We start from the raw sequence: 16,500 nt of genomic DNA on the forward strand, positions 1-16,500 counted from the left end.
CAATGAAAACTAAATATTTTTACATATTGATATTAGGATTCCTATCTGTTTTCAGTACAGGTTGTGAAGATCGTCTGAACATAGAAAAACATGGAAATAAGGGAAGCCAGGAGGACTTTTACAAGACTGATGAAGATGCCTTGCAGGCACTGGCTTCCTTGTATACAAGTTGGGCTGCCAATTATTATAATTGGTTTTACACGAAAAACTTATTAGCTGATGATGTGTGGGCTGGTGGCGGTTCTCGGGGTGACAATCCCCAAATGGAGCAATTAAATGAATATACATTCGACACCGACCATAGCATGATACAAGGTATATATTCTGGAACGTATGGTATCATTTACAAATCGAATCTGATTATTGATTTGCTGGAGCCGGATACGGATGTCAAAAAACGTGCTGTCGCGGAGGCGAAATTCTATCGGGCATGGTCGCACTTTGAATTGGTGACGCTGTTTGGAACAGCTCCGGTTGTCGACCACTTGTTGACTCCGGGAGAGTATCGTCTTGGAAATAGCACTCCTGAGGAACTTTGGGAGATTGTAGAGAGTGACCTCAACGATGCGATCAACTCAAACTCACTTCCCTCCAAAAGTAGTGTCAACGACAATGTAACCGGTATCAGAGTTACAAAAGAAGTGGCGCAGGCCATGTTGGGAAAAGCTTATTTATTTCAAGGGAAATACAGTGAGGCGGCCACAATGCTGGATAGAGTTGTTGATTCCGGCAAATACGAGCTCTATACGGGGGACTATGACCAATTGCTGCATGCTGTTGCCGACGGAAGTCCCGAATCTATGCTGGAGGTACAAAAGCGCAACGATTCTGAACAAGCCTGGAACCAATATACCATGACCTTCATCATGCAAGGATGGCGTACGGATAAGCTGAACATTACCGGCAGTGCCTCCGCACTTATAGCCTCTGGCACATATGGGTTCATGAACCCCAAGAAGGGTTTGTACGATGCCTTTATGGAAATGGAGGGCGCGAATGGTTATCGATTCAATAGCACTTTGCGCACTGCGGAACAGATGGAAACTGCTGGCATTTCACTACAGACAGGGGCGAACTTGGTAGGACACGAAGGTTATTTCATGTGGAAAAACCGGGCACTGCAAGCCGACAATGTGTATGACGCCTCTTATTTTCAGGTATTACAGTACATAAACCTGCGTGTGATGCGATATGCAGAGGTCCTGTTGATGGCTGCGGAAGCCCACGTGCAAAGTGGAAATAACGGCAAGGCACTGGGATATATCAACCAAATCCGTACCCGCGCGCAACTGCCCAACTTAACCTCTGTAACACTGGAGGATGTAAAGAAAGAAAAACGATTGGAGCTTTGCCTGGAGAGTGTTCGCTTCCAAGATTTAGTGCGGTGGGGAGATGCCGAAACAGTGTTGGCCAATCAAGGAATGGAGATTCCAAGTTATTCTGCTACCGGTGTTGAAATTTTGTTTAAGAATTCAACTTACGGGTTCAAATCGAAACACAAATTGTTGCCTATACCCCTCAAGGAGATAGAACTGAATCCGAATATGGATCAGCATGCAGACTGGTAACCTCTATTATTAACGCTAAAAAGATAAGATAATCATATGAAAAAGATACAACCCTTATTGATATTGCTGATGCTCTGTTTTGTGGGTGCGTGCAATGAAGATTCACTAGACTCGCTGTCTGGAAAATATGACATGGATAGATATGTGTTCGACAAAGTTGAGCAAGCGACAACCGAAAAAATAGGCGGGGGCATCAAGGTTTTCCCTATGACACTTTCTGACGGCACAAACACCATGACACTCACCCTCGGAAGTAGTGAATGGATTATGCCTGCTGGCGTGTATACTCCTGCGGCTGCCGTGAGCAACAAAAATCAGTTCTCGGCCGTGATAAATGGCGATATTGTGGTGGCTTCCGGCAATTTGGAAATAACTCTTCTAGAGAGCACCTACTATATCTCCGGTTTACTGTCTGATGCCTCGGGTAATCGTTTCAAAGTAGATTATAAGGGAGTCCTTTCTTTTGAAGTAGGAGAGGATGATCCCGAAGCAAGCGGCTACACCATTTCTATTGTGGAAAATCAGGTGGTGGATGAAAATGAAACGGTGTATCCCGAACTCACGAAATATGCGATCACCGTCTCGGATCCCAACGGGGTTGCTGTGTTCCATGTAGATGCTGTCAACAACGCGGGAATGACATTGGCCGACCTGGTAGGCACTTATACTACTGCCGGCTATCCAACCGAAGCGTGGCTGGCGGACAACGGCTGGGTGGTGTATTTTCCTGAATGGGGGGTAGAAATGGGTGGTGGCACCTATTTTACCGATGCGAACAATAAAAAACAGTATGTTACCCAAGGGAGTATTGTGATTACAGCGGCGGAAGACATGAACGGAAATCCTCTGTACAGCTTCAGTGGTGAAAACCTGGTTACACTGACAGCACAAAATGAACCTGGTACAGACGGTGCTTTCAGCATCATGTTTGCCTCCGAAGTGAATAATGGCGGTACGGTGCTAAAAGACCAAACCATCACCAGTGAAGTGTTGGGTATGGATATGAAATACTCGGTTTATTTGCCCGAAAGCTGGGATGGCATAAAGACTTTCCCTGTGCTTTACCTGTTGCATGGTGCTGACGGCGGAAACAATGACTGGATCACCGGTGGCAAGATTGATGTGCAAGTAGCAGCAGCCGTCGCTGCCGGCACAGCCCCTGAAATGATTGTCATCATGCCTAACTGTACAGTAGACGGCAAAAATCTGTTCTATGTAAACGGTTACCAAGGAGATGCCCAATACATGACCTATTTCTTCGACGAGTTCCTCCCAACAGTCGAGGCGCTATATAAAGTGAAAGGAGATCGGGAAAACCGCGCCATCGGTGGCCTGTCAATGGGAGGATATGGTTCACTCTATTATGGCGGAATTCACCCGGAGATGTTCTCTTACGTTTACGCTTGCAGCCCTGCTGTAATGATAGACGGAACACCCAATTTGTTCGACATTTATGGAGCTGCCGTGACAGAGGGAGCAACATTACCGGGTATTACCTTGGAGATAGGAACCGGCGACTTCTTATATGAGACGGCTGGCTGGTTTAAAGGATTCATGGATAGCATGAGTATTGATCACGAATATATCACCCGTGATGGCGCGCATGACTGGGCATTTTGGATGGCTTGTACCCCTAAAATTGTAGCAAAACTCGGTACACTTTTTTCCGAGAATTGAATGTGTGTCTTTTCCTGATATAGGTAGAGTAGTTTTTTCCATGCAGCATAAAATATGCTGCATGGAAATATTCATTACTGATGTGTAAATTCTTAATAGAATGAGTATGAAAAATATTTTGACAGCTCTCCTTCTTTTAATTGTTGCGGTTCCCAAAACAGCGGCACAGGAACTTTTCAAGAATGGAGAGTTAACGATAAGCAAGCTTGAAGAAAGAACATGGGTGGTAGAGACTGCCGATATGACCACTATGTATATCCTTGAAGGTGACGACCGTGCAATGCTGATCGACACCGGTACCCAATGTGAAGATCTAGACGAGATTGTCCGAAAAATCACACAGAAACCACTAATAGTTGTTCTTACTCACAACCACAGAGATCATGCAGGAAACATCCGTTTCTTCGATAAGGTTTACATGCATCCTGCAGACACCATCATACCAATCGACATAATTTTTGAAGGAGAGTACAAGTGGCTGCAAGAAGGAGATTCATTCGATTTAGGTGGCCGACATATTGAGGTCTACCTGATGCCCGGACATACACCCGGCTCTATCATTCTGATGGACCATTCCATCAATGCCTCTTTTACTGGTGATGCTTTCGGATCAGGACAAGTATGGCTGCAGTTGAAACCGCATGTACCCATGAACGATTATTATGCCTCCTGCGCGAGAATGGAACAGTTGATGAATGGACACAACATCACCAAACTCTACGTAGGACACTATCCCTACGTAAAACGTCCACTCGACATAAATTATATCCTCGACATGAAGGTATTGGCAAAGCGGCTGAGTGAGGGAGACACAACAGGAGCAAAAGATTATCCCAATATGGGAATAGATATCGCCTGTAAAAATCCGATGATCGTTGCCAATGGGCAAGCCATGATCGTGTTCGACCCTGAAAATATAAATTAAAGGAGTGATTAGAATGATCGTGGGAACTCCCCATTTTCAATTATTTCTCTATAAATAAACTACTTAATCTATGTATAAAAATAGAATTTTGTTACTCGGTTTTTTTGTATCTGTTTGGCTATGCGGTTTTGCACAGTTCCCGAGCACAGGAAGGGTAGAATATAAAAAAATGCCCAGTGACATACTGAATCTGGAACGAGAATATGCCATTTATCTGCCGGCGACATATGATAAAAACGTGGACAAGGAATATCCTGTCCTTTACTTGCTTCATGGTGGAGGCGGTTCCCATACCGATTGGGCAAAAGCCGGACAGTTGCAGGAAATCGCCAATCAGCTGATTGCTGCCGAGGATGCCAGTGAGATGATTGTGGTTTGTCCCGAAGCAGGGAAAGACTTCATGAACTATTTCAACAACCCCGATTGGAGGTACCAGGATTACTTCTTTGAAGAGCTGATTCCTTATATCGACACTACCTATCGCACGAAGAGCGACAAGCAACACCGTGCCATTGCGGGACTTTCGATGGGGGGTGGTGCCTCAGTGGTATATGCCACCGCACATCCCGAATTGTTTGCCGCGGCCTATTCCATGAGCGGTTATTTTTATCGTCATGACAATTTGTTCTGGATCAACTTCAATGATCCTGTGCAGAAAAAGATTCATCAGCTTGTGGAAGATAATAATTGCGTAAAGCTTATTCTGGAGGGAACACCTGAACAGGTGGAAGCCTGGAAGAGCGTTCGCTGGTTCGTGGATTGCGGCGATGATGACTTCACCTACGATGCCAACGTCGCTTTTGTGGCAGCCTTGCGTCAACAGCAGATTCCTTACCAGTTACGTATTCGCGACGGTGGCCATACCTGGGAGTATTGGACAAGCGCCCTCTATCTTGCGCTTCCCTTTGTGTCTCGCTCGTTTGAAAAATAGTTAAGGGACAGCGTTCGATTATCATACACTGTCATTTTTATTGCATATTTGATTTTTTTAAACAACAAAAAATAATCATTAGATGAAACAAGCAATTCTATCACTGTTCATAGGCCTGCTTCCGCTCATGGGAATGCATGCCCGGACACCTGTTTTGAGAGTGGAGGGAGGAGAGATAACAGGAGTAGCCGGTGACCTGCCCGGATTGATGGTATATAAAGGGATTCCCTACGCTGCCCCTCCTGTGGGGGAGTTACGCTGGAAGCAGCCTCAACCCGTATTGCCCTGGCAGGGAGTGCGTTCATGTGACACCTTTGGTGCGGCATCCTTGCAAGGAGACCAAACGGTAGGCTCTTTTTATTGGAAGGAGTTTTATCAGGGTGGTAATCCGGAACGCAGCGAAGACTGTCTCTATCTGAATGTGTGGACGCCGGCGGCAGGGAAAGACGCCAAGCTGCCGGTAATCTTCTGGATACATGGCGGTGGATATATGGCCGGCTATGGACATGAACTCGAATTCGATGGCAATGCCTATGCAGGAAAAGGAGTGATATTGGTGACCATTAACTACCGGTTGGGAATGAGCGGTTTTTTGTCGCATCCGCTCCTGACGGCGGAGAATAAGGGCAAAGGATCCGGCAATTATGGGCTGTTCGACCAATTGGCTGCCCTGAAATGGGTGAAAAACAATATTGCGGCATTTGGAGGCGATCCCGGCAATATAACCGTAATGGGACAGAGTGCCGGTGCGGGTAGCGTGCAGGCGCTCATCTCCTCTCCGCTGACCGAAGGCCTTATTCAACGCGCCATCATTCAAAGTGGTGGAGGGCTGGGTGGAATCATTGCCGCCAAACCTCTGCGGGAAGCAGAAAAGACTGGCAAGGAGATGTGGGATGGGGCGGAAGCGACAACGTTAGAGGAGATGCGCCTCTTTCCTGCCGATAAGTTTCAGGAGGTGATGATAAAGTACCTGATGAAACAGCAAACCTTCGGGGGACTTCCTTTTGGACCCTCTATCGACGGAGAACTGCTGACAGCTTCACCGGACGAGGTGGCGAAAGTGGGGAATCAACTGGACATCCCCTATATGATCGGTTATACGTCGGAAGATTTGATGCCGGATGTGATGAAAAAGGCCGCCGTGGATTGGAGCCTTCTCCTTGAAGAACAAGGCAAGGAACCGGCTTACGTTTACTGCTTCAGCCACGATTTGCCGGGAGAAGATATGCCTGCCGGACCGCAAATGGGTGGTTTTGGCGATATGAAGGGAGCGTTCCATTCTGCTGAACTATGGTATATGTTTGGAACGCTGGGCAAGAGCTGGCGACCGATGGAACAGGCCGATTTTGAACTGAGCGAGCGAATGGTGACCTACTGGACCAACTTCGCTAAAACCGGGAATCCGAATGGTGAGGGTGTGCCTTTGTGGGATCCTTGCACCAAATCAAATGAGCATATTCAGACCTTGGATATTCAGGTGAAATAAAGCGTTACAATAGTCCCCAGGTGTGGAAACAGGTAAATAGCCCTGGACGATATATGACATTCCTAGTAAATTTGAGCACTAATTCAATAAACATAAAAAAACATGAAGAGAACTATTCTGACATTTTTTGCCGCAATTGCCATACTGGCGGCGCATGCACAGTTCCCGGGATGGGGACCACAAAGCAAGATAGTGACGGACAGCATCCATAGTGAAATCCTGCATGCAGACCGGGCTTTCAATATCTTCCTGCCACAGAGCTACGAGGTAGACAAGGAGAAAGAGTACCCTATCCTCTACTTGCTGCACGGCATGATGGATACCAATCAGGGATGGACCATGAGGGGACACCTGAAGGATGTGATGGACCAGCTGGTGGCTTCGGGAGAGGCGACAGAAATGATTATCGTTACGCCCAACGCCGGGGGGAATGTGTATGCAGGCGACTGGAATGGCTATTTCAATATGCCTGGATGGGCATACGAAGATTTCTTCTTCCAGGAGTTTGTCCCGTATATTGAGAGTACATACCGCGTAATCGGCGACAAACAACACCGTGCCATCGCCGGCCTCTCAATGGGCGGAGGCGGAGCAACCAGCTACGCGCAGCGCCATCCCGACAGGTTCAGTGCCGTGTATGCCATGAGCGCGCTGATGAGCATTCCCGAGGAAGGAGCCGCACCGTCACAGAATCCCGACGACAAGATGGCCATCCTGACCAAGTCGGTCATTGAAAACAGCTGCGTAAAATTTGTGGAAGAGGCCGACGAAGCACGAAAAGAACAACTTCGCTCCATCCAATGGTTTGTGGATTGTGGCGATGACGACTTCTTGCTGGACCGCAATATCGAATTCACACAAGCCATGCGCAAAGCACAAATACCCTGCCAGTTCCGTGTACGCGACGGAGGGCACACCTGGGAGTATTGGCACTCGGCGCTCTATGTGAGCTTGCCATTCATCTCCCGCACCTTTGGAAAATAGAGTTGACATATTATAAACCAGCATAAATAAAAACAACAATGAAAAAAGCAACAATCGTGATAATAGCCCTGTTGATGTGCGCCATGACGTTTGCCCAACAGGCCCTTTGGGGAGGAGCTCCCGTGATTTCTCCGGAAATTCATAACAACAACAGCGTTACTTTCAGGCTCAATGCTCCGAAAGCAGAAAAAGTACAGGTAACAGGGGATTTCCTGCCGACCCAAAAGATCAGTACACCATTTGGTGAGTTCGACGGACCCGGCGTAGCCGACCTGACCAAGGGCAAAGATGGGGTATGGGAATTTACCACCCCGGAACCGTTGCCATCCGAACTGTATAGTTACTCATTCATCGTTGATGAGTTGAAGACAACCGATCCTTCAAATATATATATGATTCGCGACGTGGCCTCGGTAACCAATGTGTTTATTGTCCCTGGCAACCCGGGCGATTTATACCGTGTAAACGATGTCAAGCACGGCACTGTTGCCCGTCGCTGGTACAACAGCCCCACATTAGAGGAACAACGTCGCGTCACCATTTATACTCCTTCGGGATACGAAGGCAGCGACAAGTCCTATCCCGTGTTATACCTGCTGCACGGATCAGGCGGTGATGAAGAAGCATGGATCGCGCTGGGACGTACAGCGCAGATCATGGATAACCTGATTGCCCAGGGAAAAGCGGAGCCAATGATTATTGTGATGCCAAATGGCCATACTCAAAATGCCGCGGCTCCCGGCGAGTCAAGTCGTGCCTATGCCCCCGTAATGGGAGGAGGCCCTCGCCAAGCCGTTGCCAGCATGGAAGACAGCTTTGGGGACATCTTGACCTTTGTGGAAAGCAATTACAGGGTGAAAAAAGACAAAGCACATCGTGCGGTTGCCGGCTTATCTATGGGTGGTATGCACTCTTCTGCGATTTCTGCTCAATATCCCAATACCTTCGACTATGTGGGTGTGTTTTCTGCCCCTCCGATCGCAACAATGATGATGCCCGACAGCGAAGACAAAGGAAAGTACACCGAAGAATTTGTGGCAAAACTGAAGACGCAGCAAGATAACGGATTCAAATTGTATTGGATCGCTTGTGGAAATACCGATTTCTTGTATCAAGGCGTTATCGACAGCATGAGACAGATGGACAAAATAGGATTTAAATATACATATAGAGAGACGGGCGAAGGACATATCTGGAAGAACTGGCGTATCTACCTTACTGAGTTCGCCCCCATGCTATTCAGGTAATTAACCGACAAATTCCTTGAATTGATTTATCATATATTTAGAAAATATGAAAAAAAAAATATTATCAATGACACTTGCCGCCTCCACCTTAATGGGATGCGGACCTAACGTGCCACAACTTGGAAAATCATCGACCGATGAAGTAATTGCCGCGATGACCCTCGAAGAGAAAGCACATCTGGTAATTGGAACCGGAATGGCCGGATTTACAGGCGAAAATGCGGTGATTGGTGAAACCCGCAGCTTGGTACCCGGAGCCGCAGGAACCACCTACCCTATCGAACGGCTTGGCATCCCGGCTGTTGTTTTGGCCGACGGACCTGCCGGACTGCGGATCAACCCCACCCGTGAAGGTGATTCCGCCACCTATTATTGCACGCACTTCCCCATTGGCACGCTGCTGGCATCTACCTGGGATCAGGAATTGGTGGAAAATGTGGGTAAGGCGATAGGAAATGAAGTCCTGGAGTATGGAGCGGATGTATTGCTCGCTCCAGCATTGAATATTCATCGCAATCCTCTTTGTGGACGCAATTTCGAGTATTACTCCGAAGACCCTGTGGTCTCCGGGAAGATTGCCGCTGCGTACGTGCGCGGTGTGCAGAGCAACGGGGTAGGCGTCTCTGTCAAACACTATGCGGTAAACAATCAGGAGACAAACCGCATGGCCAATGATGCCCGGGTATCTCCCCGTGCCTTGCGCGAGATCTATCTGAAAGGATTTGAAATCACGGTGAAGGAATCCGCACCCTGGACGGTGATGTCTTCCTATAACTATGTGAACGGCACATACGCCTCAGAGAATAAGGAATTGCAGACGACATTATTACGCGACGAATGGGGCTTCCACGGCATCGTGATGACCGACTGGTTCGGCGGCAAGGATGCCGTCGCCCAAATGATAGCCGGCAACGACATGCTACAACCCGGTACCGATCAGCAGTTTGAAGATATAGTAAATGCGGTGAATGAGGGCAGACTCGATGAGACCATCCTCGACCAAAATGTGAAACGTATTCTTGAAATGATATTGCAAACACCCAATTTCAAAGGATATAAATTCTCCAACAATCCTGACCTGAAAGCACATGCGACCATCACACGCCAGTCGGCTACCGAAGGTATGGTTTTATTGAAAAATGAGAATGCCGTGCTGCCTCTGTCCTCCGACGTTAAAAATGTAGCATTGTTCGGATGCACCTCATACGATTTCGTAGCCGGGGGCACCGGTTCGGGTAATGTGAATCGTGCATATACCGTATCGTTGCTGGATGGATTGAAGAATGCGGGATACACAGTAGATGAATCACTGAAGCCGATATACGAGCAATATATAGAGGAAGAAAATAAACGGAATGCGCCGGATCCTTCCAATCAGTTCGCACATTTTATGCCGACTCCCCGTCCCGTGGAAATGGCGCTAACTCTCGAGCAGATTGAAAAACAGGCAGTCAATACAGATGTGGCGTTGGTTACCTTGGGACGAATGTCCGGTGAGTTCGAAGATCGCACAACCAGCGACTTCAACCTGAGTAATGAAGAACTAAAGCTGTTGCAAGACGTAACCAAAGTATTCCATGCTTCCGGAAAACAAGTAGTGGTGGTATTGAATATCGGGGGAGTGATTGAAACTGCTTCATGGAAAAACCTGCCCGACGCCATTCTCTGCGCTTGGCAAGCCGGTCAGGAAGGAGGAAACAGCGTAGCCGACGTATTGAGTGGCAAAGCCTCTCCATCGGGCAAGCTGCCGATGACCTTCCCCGTAAAATTTGAGGATGCGGCCTCTTCTGCCAACTTCCCTGTCAATCAGAAAGCAAACATCGACATAACCCATAAGGGAGGTAAGAAAAATGACGTGAAGAATGTGGATTATACCAATTATGAAGAAGATATTTACGTTGGCTATCGTTACTTCGACAGCTTCGACAAACAGGTATCTTATCCTTTTGGTTACGGCCTCTCTTACACATCTTTTGAATACGGCAATCCATCGATAAAAGAAGAAAACGGAGAATACATCGTGAGCATAGACATCAAAAACAACGGAAAAGTTGCCGGGAAAGAGGTTGTTCAGCTTTATGTTGCTGCGCCCAAGAGTAAAAAGATAGACAAACCTGAAAAGGAATTGAAAGCTTTCGCAAAGACCAAAGAGTTGAACCCCGGTGAAACAACTCTCATCACGATGAAAGTAAAGGCGAGCGACCTGGCCTCATACGATGAATCTGCCTCTTCCTGGGTAGTGGATGCAGGGACATACAAATTTCTGGTAGGTGCTTCTTCTCGTGATATCAAAGCCGTATTGGAAGCAGAAGTAACTGCTTTTTCCGAAAAGACAAATGACATTTTGAAATTGCAGGAACCCCTTACTGTCTTGACAAAGAAATAATCCATTTTTCTGAATGGGGCACCTTGCCATGTTCAAAGTGTGTCAAGGTGCTTCTTTTTTATAAAAACGAAGAAAATGTATAAGAAAATAATACTATCCATCGCTTTGCTCGGACTGGTCTGGTCGGCCTCGGCCCAGTCACGCGTTGCTCCCGCGATTCCACGGGACAAACAGATGGAACAACAAATTGAGGCGCTGTTACAAAAAATGACGCTCGACGAGAAAGTGGGACAGATGACCGAGCTGGCCATCGACTTGCTCCAAAAACGCAACAATCCTTTTGCCGGTCTCAACCCTCAAACAATGACGGTGAACGACCTGAAGAAGATTATCAGGGATTATCAGCTGGAAAAAGATTTTCCGTTGGAAAACGAGATGCCTTCACAGGAGATGATGATGGCCCTTTATCAACGTATTCAGGCTGTGGAAGGAGCCAAAGAATTCCAGCTCGACGAAGAGAAACTCGAAACTGTAATAGGCCAATACAAGGTGGGATCAATACTGAATGTGCCCAACGGCGTGGCGCAAACGCCGGAGAAATGGCAGGAAATTATTCAACGCATCCAGGAAAAATCGATGGAAGCAATCGGCATTCCTTGTGTCTATGGCGTTGACCAGATTCACGGAACCACGTATACGCTGGGGGGTACCCTCTTTCCTCAAAGCATCAATATGGGCGCCGCCTTCAATCGGGAATTGACGCGTGAAGGAGCACGTATCTCTGCTTACGAGACAAAAGCGGGAAGTATTCCCTGGACCTATGCCCCTGTGACCGATTTGGGACGTGACCCGCGTTGGTCCCGTATATGGGAGAGTTATGGCGAAGACAGCTATTTGAACGCCGAGATGGGACGCGAATCGGTACTTGGTTTTCAAGGCGACAACCCTAACCGGATCGGGGAGAATAGCGTAGCCGCCTGCATGAAGCATTATATGGGGTATGGTGTGCCGGTTTCCGGCAAAGACCGTACTCCTTCCTCCATCACCGTGCAGGACATGCGTGAGAAGCATTTCGCACCCTTCCTCGAGATGGTAAACGCGGGCGCCCTTTCTATCATGGTAAATTCGGGGATAAACAACGGACTCCCCTTCCATGCCAACCACGAACTGCTGACCGAATGGTTGAAAGAAGATCTCAACTGGGACGGCGTGATAGTGACTGACTGGGCGGATATCAACAACTTATATACACGCGACCGTATTGCCAAAGACAAGAAAGAGGCGATCAAGATTGCTATCAATGCCGGAATCGATATGTCGATGGATCCGTACGACTTGAACTTCTGCACCCTGTTGAAAGAGCTGGTGGAAGAAGGTGAAGTGGCGATGAGCCGCATCGATGATGCTGTCCGCCGCGTATTGCGTATGAAGTTCCGTCTCAACCTGTTTGAGAAGCCCTATTACGACCTAAAGGATTTTCCCCTCTTTGGTAGTGATGAGCATGCGGCCGTTGCCCTCAAGGCAGCCGAGGAGTCGTTGGTGTTACTCAAAAACTCAGACAACATACTCCCATTGGCCGCGGGAAAAAAAATACTGATTACCGGCCCGAATGCCAACTCCATGCGTACCCTCAACGGTGGCTGGTCCTACTCCTGGCAGGGCGACAAGGCGGATGAGCTGGCGGTGGGGCACAACACCATTCTCGAATCGTTCACCAACAAGTTCGGTGCCGAGAATATCACCTACGAACCTGGGGTTACTTACAAGCAGGGCGGCCTGTGGCATGAAGAGAACGCCCCCGAGATTGAAAAGGCGGTAGTCGCAGCAGCCAATGTGGATTACATCATCGCCGCCATTGGCGAGAATTCCTATTGTGAAACACCGGGTAACTTGACCAATCTCACACTTTCACAGAATCAGCTCGACCTTGTAGCGGCGCTTGCCCGCACGGGTAAACCCATCATCCTGGTATTGAATGAAGGACGGCCCCGCCTGATCGCTGACATCGAGCCACTGGCCAGTGCCATTGTCCATGTCATGCTCCCGGGAAACTACGGCGGTGACGCGTTGGCAAACTTGCTTGCCGGTGATGTGAACTTCAGCGGAAAGCTTCCCTTCACCTACCCCAAAGAGATCAACTCACTGATTACCTACGACTACAAGCCCAGTGAGCACATCGGTCAGCAAATGGAGGGCGCGTATAATTACGACGCGCAGGTCTCGGTGCAATGGCCGTTTGGTTATGGGTTAAGCTACACCACATTTGAATACGGCGACCTCAAGGTGGACCGCCCGGAGTTTGCCTCTGACGATGAACTCACTTTTACGGTGGATGTGACAAATACCGGTAATCTCTCAGGTAAAGAGAGCGTGTTACTCTTTAGCAGCGACAGGGTAGCCTCCTTGACTCCTGATGTTCGTCGCCTTCGCGCATTCGAGAAGGTGGCATTGAACCCTGGTGAGACAAAAACAGTAACCCTGAAGTTAAAAGGGGCCGATCTCGCGTTTGTTGGCTATGATGGGAAATGGATCCTGGAGGAAGGCGATTTTCGTATCCAGGTGGGAGACCAGATAGTGGATATTATTTGTACAGATACAAAAAAATGGGAAACCCCCAATCGGTAATTGCGAGAGGGAGGCTCCCGCTCACTAGTAGCTGAAGGGTTGAAGTGCGGACTTCAACCCTTCTATGGCTCTATTTTTGACTAATAAAATAAAAAAACCTTCTAACGTTCGAGTAACCGGGTGAACGAAAGTGATCCCAATTTCCACTTGCCGCCAATCATTACATACACCTCTGTAACCATGAAAGGATAAACAACCTCGTTCCCTCCGACGATGGCTGTTAGTCTGATCTTATCAAGAATGATGGCTGTCGTTCCGACAGTTTTATTTGTTATAGCTGTAATAATCCTCATCGCTAACCGGTTCGTACCACACCGCAGGCCCCATATTGCTGCGGGTTCCTATGGCGAGGTGCTCCATTGGGCTGTCGGGTGTTGCCCCGTGCCAATGGACTACATCGGGTTTGATAGGGATAATATCTCCTTTTTTGATTAGCTGGATAGGCTTGCCCCTTTCCTGATAATATCCCTCTCCGGCTATAACAATCAGGATTTGTCCGCCGGGATGAGAATGCCAACTGTTGCGGCATCCGGGTTCAAATGTTACATTACCAAGCGTACAGTCGAAGTTTTCGGTATCGTTCATCAACCATTGCAGGTAGGCAACTCCCTCAAAGTTGTTGTTGCTGATTTCTTCACCTTTAGGAAAAATTGCATTTAGCTGAACATCATTACTATCTTTCATTGTACTTTCAGTATTACCGGACTTGTTGCTGCATGCCGTCATGATAACGATAAGACATGCAGAAAAAATCAAATTTAATCTATGCATAACATTTCTTTTTTAGAGGTTGGTTTGATAAAAGCTAACCAGTTTCTTTACCGCTTGTGATACATATTCAGGTTTCCAGTATGTTTCTATATGCGTAGCTCCATTAATAAGGAACAATTCTTTATTCTTCGCATTGATCGCCTTATTAAATGCGTCGTCTGTCATATAATAGCTGTCGGCCTTGCTACCTGCCATCATCAACAAAGGCTGGTTAATCAGTTCAATTTGATCGGTTGCATCCCAAGCCATCAAATCAATCAGGCTGCTTACCGTATAAGCACCTCCGGAGTTGGGGTAAGCTCCCGAATTGGGATGTGCATGGGTACGTTCGTAGTAAATAGCCCCCTCACGGTACATCTCGAACGGCATCGCAGCGATTTGTTCATCCGTAGCCGCAGGACCACCCCCGATATATCGCACTTCTCCTCCTGCTGCTTCCAACGCTCTTGCCTCGGATGCCTGTTTCAATCTTTCCTGTATTGTTGCATATTGTGAGTTCATAAAGCCATTACGTCTTACCATACCGGAATTGAACATGCTTAGCGTCGCAACCGCTTTGAACCTTTTATCGGTTTGTGTGGCTTTTAACGTATAACCACCGCCACCGCAGATACCGAGTACTCCCAATCTATCAGGATCAACCCCTTTATATTGGGAAATGTAATCTGCCATCCCGTGTATATCCTCAACACGGTTTTCAGGTTTATCCACATTACGGGGTTGTCCACCACTTGCACCCTGGTAGGCTGCGTCTGCCGTTATTGCAATAAAGCCATTCTCTGCCAAATGTTGGGCATATAAACCCGCTACCTGCTCTTTTACGCCTCCATTGGGGTGTGCAACTGCTATTGCCGGATATTTCTTTGATGGATCATAGTCGGCAGGTGTATATACATTGGCTGCTATCTCAATCCCGTTCACTTCATAAGTTACAGGGTGGATATTTACTTTACCCTTTTCGTTTTGAGTTATTGCCCCATCATACACGAGCCCATAAGGATTTTGTTGACGCTCATTCAGAACGGACTGCGCATCTGCCACATCTGTAGCTGCGATTGATGTTGCTATTGCAATTATGGATGTTACTTTTTTCATTCCTTTGAAATTTAAATTTTGATTCATATTGTTTCTTTTAATGTTAATCCAATCTTTTTTCTTTTAACCATTTGGAAAGTTGGTCGGCAATTTCAATGTTGTTCAAGTCGGAGAAAGGAAAAAGCGTATCGCCTTTGATTCCTATTTCCGGTAGGTGCACCACGGTGGCATCACCTCCGTGCTTATTGATGGTTGCTGCCCAGATCTTTGCCATTTCCAATCCCGACGGAACTTTTACCTGCCTCGCCACGTCCGGGCTGGTCGAGCAAATATACTCCGAACCCTTTCCTTTATTGTTTCCTGTTTCCAAGAACATCATCCAATACCGACCGGGCAGATTTACCCTCTTTCTTGCCTATGGTCGATTGAATGATCTCGACAAATTCATTTAATTGTTCCGGGGTAAGGCCTACATTCAGGCAAATCGTCAGATGCGAACGCAGCATAGGCTCGGCCTTGCCAATCGAGCTGATTACCGATACTGTCACCAGTTCTCTTTCTGCATAGGTAAGTACATCCCGTTCAAAAATATCTGCGAACAGGTGTTCTTTCAGGAAAGAGTCTATGGCCGGAGCAAAAGCCGAATATCCCGAAAGTGTTTCGGGTTGGGGCGTCCGGGTGAGTTCTCCCAAAATCTTCTTACCCCTTTCATACTTGTTACCATCATCGTTTATGGGAGAGGCATCCGCACCCAATTCATCGGTAATGCCGTTGGCTTTCCTTTCGTCCAGCACTTCCATGAAAGTTTGCAGTCCACGGATACTGCGGGGAAATCCGCAATAAGCGTAAAGATGTACCAATGCTTCCTTTATCTGGTTGACAGTAAGTCCGGCCTCAAGTCCGGCATTCAGTTCTGTTTTTAACT

General features: G+C 47.5%; 13 protein-coding genes and 1 pseudogene. 9 read left to right on the forward strand and 5 right to left on the reverse strand.

Features of this window, described 5'->3' with window-relative positions:
- Positions 1 to 2 precede the first annotated feature (2 nt).
- From B4G81_RS10940 to B4G81_RS10980, 9 genes are all read left to right on the forward strand, one after another.
- Positions 3 to 1,568 (forward strand): RagB/SusD family nutrient uptake outer membrane protein, encoded by a 1,566-nt coding sequence (locus tag B4G81_RS10940; protein ID WP_294082425.1) that lies wholly within the window; start codon positions 3 to 5, stop codon positions 1,566 to 1,568.
- A gap of 36 nt (positions 1,569 to 1,604) precedes the next feature.
- Entirely contained in the window at positions 1,605 to 3,245 is a 1,641-nt protein-coding gene (locus B4G81_RS10945) for an alpha/beta hydrolase (RefSeq protein ID WP_294082428.1), read from the forward strand.
- Between the two features lie 106 nt (positions 3,246 to 3,351).
- A complete protein-coding gene (locus tag B4G81_RS10950; protein ID WP_294082430.1) occupies positions 3,352 to 4,170 on the forward strand; it encodes an MBL fold metallo-hydrolase in 819 nt (272 codons plus the stop codon).
- A gap of 169 nt (positions 4,171 to 4,339) precedes the next feature.
- A complete protein-coding gene (locus tag B4G81_RS10955) occupies positions 4,340 to 5,101 on the forward strand; it encodes an alpha/beta hydrolase (RefSeq protein WP_294082432.1) in 762 nt (253 codons plus the stop codon).
- An 82-nt stretch (positions 5,102 to 5,183) separates the two neighbouring features.
- The gene (locus tag B4G81_RS10960; RefSeq protein ID WP_294082434.1) at positions 5,184 to 6,587 is read left to right on the forward strand and encodes a carboxylesterase/lipase family protein; all 1,404 of its coding nucleotides are present in this window, start codon (positions 5,184 to 5,186) and stop codon (positions 6,585 to 6,587) included.
- Positions 6,588 to 6,689: 102 nt separating this feature from the next.
- A complete protein-coding gene (locus B4G81_RS10965) occupies positions 6,690 to 7,571 on the forward strand; it encodes an alpha/beta hydrolase (RefSeq protein ID WP_294082436.1) in 882 nt (293 codons plus the stop codon).
- A gap of 38 nt (positions 7,572 to 7,609) precedes the next feature.
- On the forward strand, positions 7,610 to 8,818 hold the full coding sequence (locus B4G81_RS10970) for an esterase (RefSeq protein WP_294082438.1): 1,209 nt from the start codon (positions 7,610 to 7,612) through the stop codon (positions 8,816 to 8,818).
- Positions 8,819 to 8,864: 46 nt separating this feature from the next.
- Positions 8,865 to 11,204, forward strand: coding sequence for a glycoside hydrolase family 3 C-terminal domain-containing protein (locus tag B4G81_RS10975; RefSeq protein WP_294082440.1), 2,340 nt, complete (start codon positions 8,865 to 8,867; stop codon positions 11,202 to 11,204).
- Positions 11,205 to 11,279: 75 nt separating this feature from the next.
- Positions 11,280 to 13,769 (forward strand): glycoside hydrolase family 3 N-terminal domain-containing protein, encoded by a 2,490-nt coding sequence (locus B4G81_RS10980; protein WP_294082442.1) that lies wholly within the window; start codon positions 11,280 to 11,282, stop codon positions 13,767 to 13,769.
- Between the two features lie 101 nt (positions 13,770 to 13,870).
- Here B4G81_RS10980 and B4G81_RS10985 read toward each other — a convergent pair whose 3' ends face one another.
- From B4G81_RS10985 to B4G81_RS11005, 5 genes and pseudogenes are all read right to left on the reverse strand, one after another.
- Positions 13,871 to 14,062 carry a hypothetical protein gene (locus B4G81_RS10985; protein ID WP_294082444.1) on the reverse strand — a complete coding sequence of 64 codons (192 nt, stop codon included), beginning with the start codon at positions 14,060 to 14,062 and terminating at the stop codon, positions 13,871 to 13,873.
- Positions 14,034 to 14,540: a cupin domain-containing protein gene (locus B4G81_RS10990; protein WP_294082446.1), complete on the reverse strand. Its 507-nt coding sequence runs from the start codon at positions 14,538 to 14,540 to the stop codon at positions 14,034 to 14,036. Before B4G81_RS10990 ends, B4G81_RS10985 begins: the two co-directional genes overlap by 29 nt.
- 12 nt (positions 14,541 to 14,552) lie before the next feature.
- Positions 14,553 to 15,662 (reverse strand): alpha/beta hydrolase, encoded by a 1,110-nt coding sequence (locus B4G81_RS10995; protein WP_294082449.1) that lies wholly within the window; start codon positions 15,660 to 15,662, stop codon positions 14,553 to 14,555.
- Between the two features lie 16 nt (positions 15,663 to 15,678).
- A pseudogene (locus tag B4G81_RS11000) lies at positions 15,679 to 15,837 on the reverse strand (alpha/beta hydrolase); the annotation flags it as partial.
- An 88-nt stretch (positions 15,838 to 15,925) separates the two neighbouring features.
- A partial coding sequence (locus tag B4G81_RS11005) for a carboxymuconolactone decarboxylase family protein (RefSeq protein ID WP_294082451.1) occupies positions 15,926 to 16,500 on the reverse strand: 575 nt, incomplete at its 5' end.

Origin of the sequence: Proteiniphilum sp. UBA5384, assembly GCF_002410825.1 — a bacterium.
GTDB lineage: Bacteria > Bacteroidota > Bacteroidia > Bacteroidales > Dysgonomonadaceae > Proteiniphilum.

What these genes read in the sequence shown, in the direction of transcription:
- B4G81_RS10940 (WP_294082425.1), top strand. Translation starts at nt 3, where the DNA reads ATGAAAACTAAATATTTTTACATATTGATATTAGGATTCCTATCTGTT.
- B4G81_RS10945 (WP_294082428.1), top strand. Translation starts at nt 1,605, where the DNA reads ATGAAAAAGATACAACCCTTATTGATATTGCTGATGCTCTGTTTTGTG.
- B4G81_RS10950 (WP_294082430.1), top strand. Translation starts at nt 3,352, where the DNA reads ATGAAAAATATTTTGACAGCTCTCCTTCTTTTAATTGTTGCGGTTCCC.
- B4G81_RS10955 (WP_294082432.1), top strand. Translation starts at nt 4,340, where the DNA reads ATGCCCAGTGACATACTGAATCTGGAACGAGAATATGCCATTTATCTG.
- B4G81_RS10960 (WP_294082434.1), top strand. Translation starts at nt 5,184, where the DNA reads ATGAAACAAGCAATTCTATCACTGTTCATAGGCCTGCTTCCGCTCATG.
- B4G81_RS10965 (WP_294082436.1), top strand. Translation starts at nt 6,690, where the DNA reads ATGAAGAGAACTATTCTGACATTTTTTGCCGCAATTGCCATACTGGCG.
- B4G81_RS10970 (WP_294082438.1), top strand. Translation starts at nt 7,610, where the DNA reads ATGAAAAAAGCAACAATCGTGATAATAGCCCTGTTGATGTGCGCCATG.
- B4G81_RS10975 (WP_294082440.1), top strand. Translation starts at nt 8,865, where the DNA reads ATGAAAAAAAAAATATTATCAATGACACTTGCCGCCTCCACCTTAATG.
- B4G81_RS10980 (WP_294082442.1), top strand. Translation starts at nt 11,280, where the DNA reads ATGTATAAGAAAATAATACTATCCATCGCTTTGCTCGGACTGGTCTGG.
- B4G81_RS10985 (WP_294082444.1), bottom strand. Translation starts at nt 14,062, where the DNA reads ATGAGGATTATTACAGCTATAACAAATAAAACTGTCGGAACGACAGCC.
- B4G81_RS10990 (WP_294082446.1), bottom strand. Translation starts at nt 14,540, where the DNA reads ATGCATAGATTAAATTTGATTTTTTCTGCATGTCTTATCGTTATCATG.
- B4G81_RS10995 (WP_294082449.1), bottom strand. Translation starts at nt 15,662, where the DNA reads ATGAATCAAAATTTAAATTTCAAAGGAATGAAAAAAGTAACATCCATA.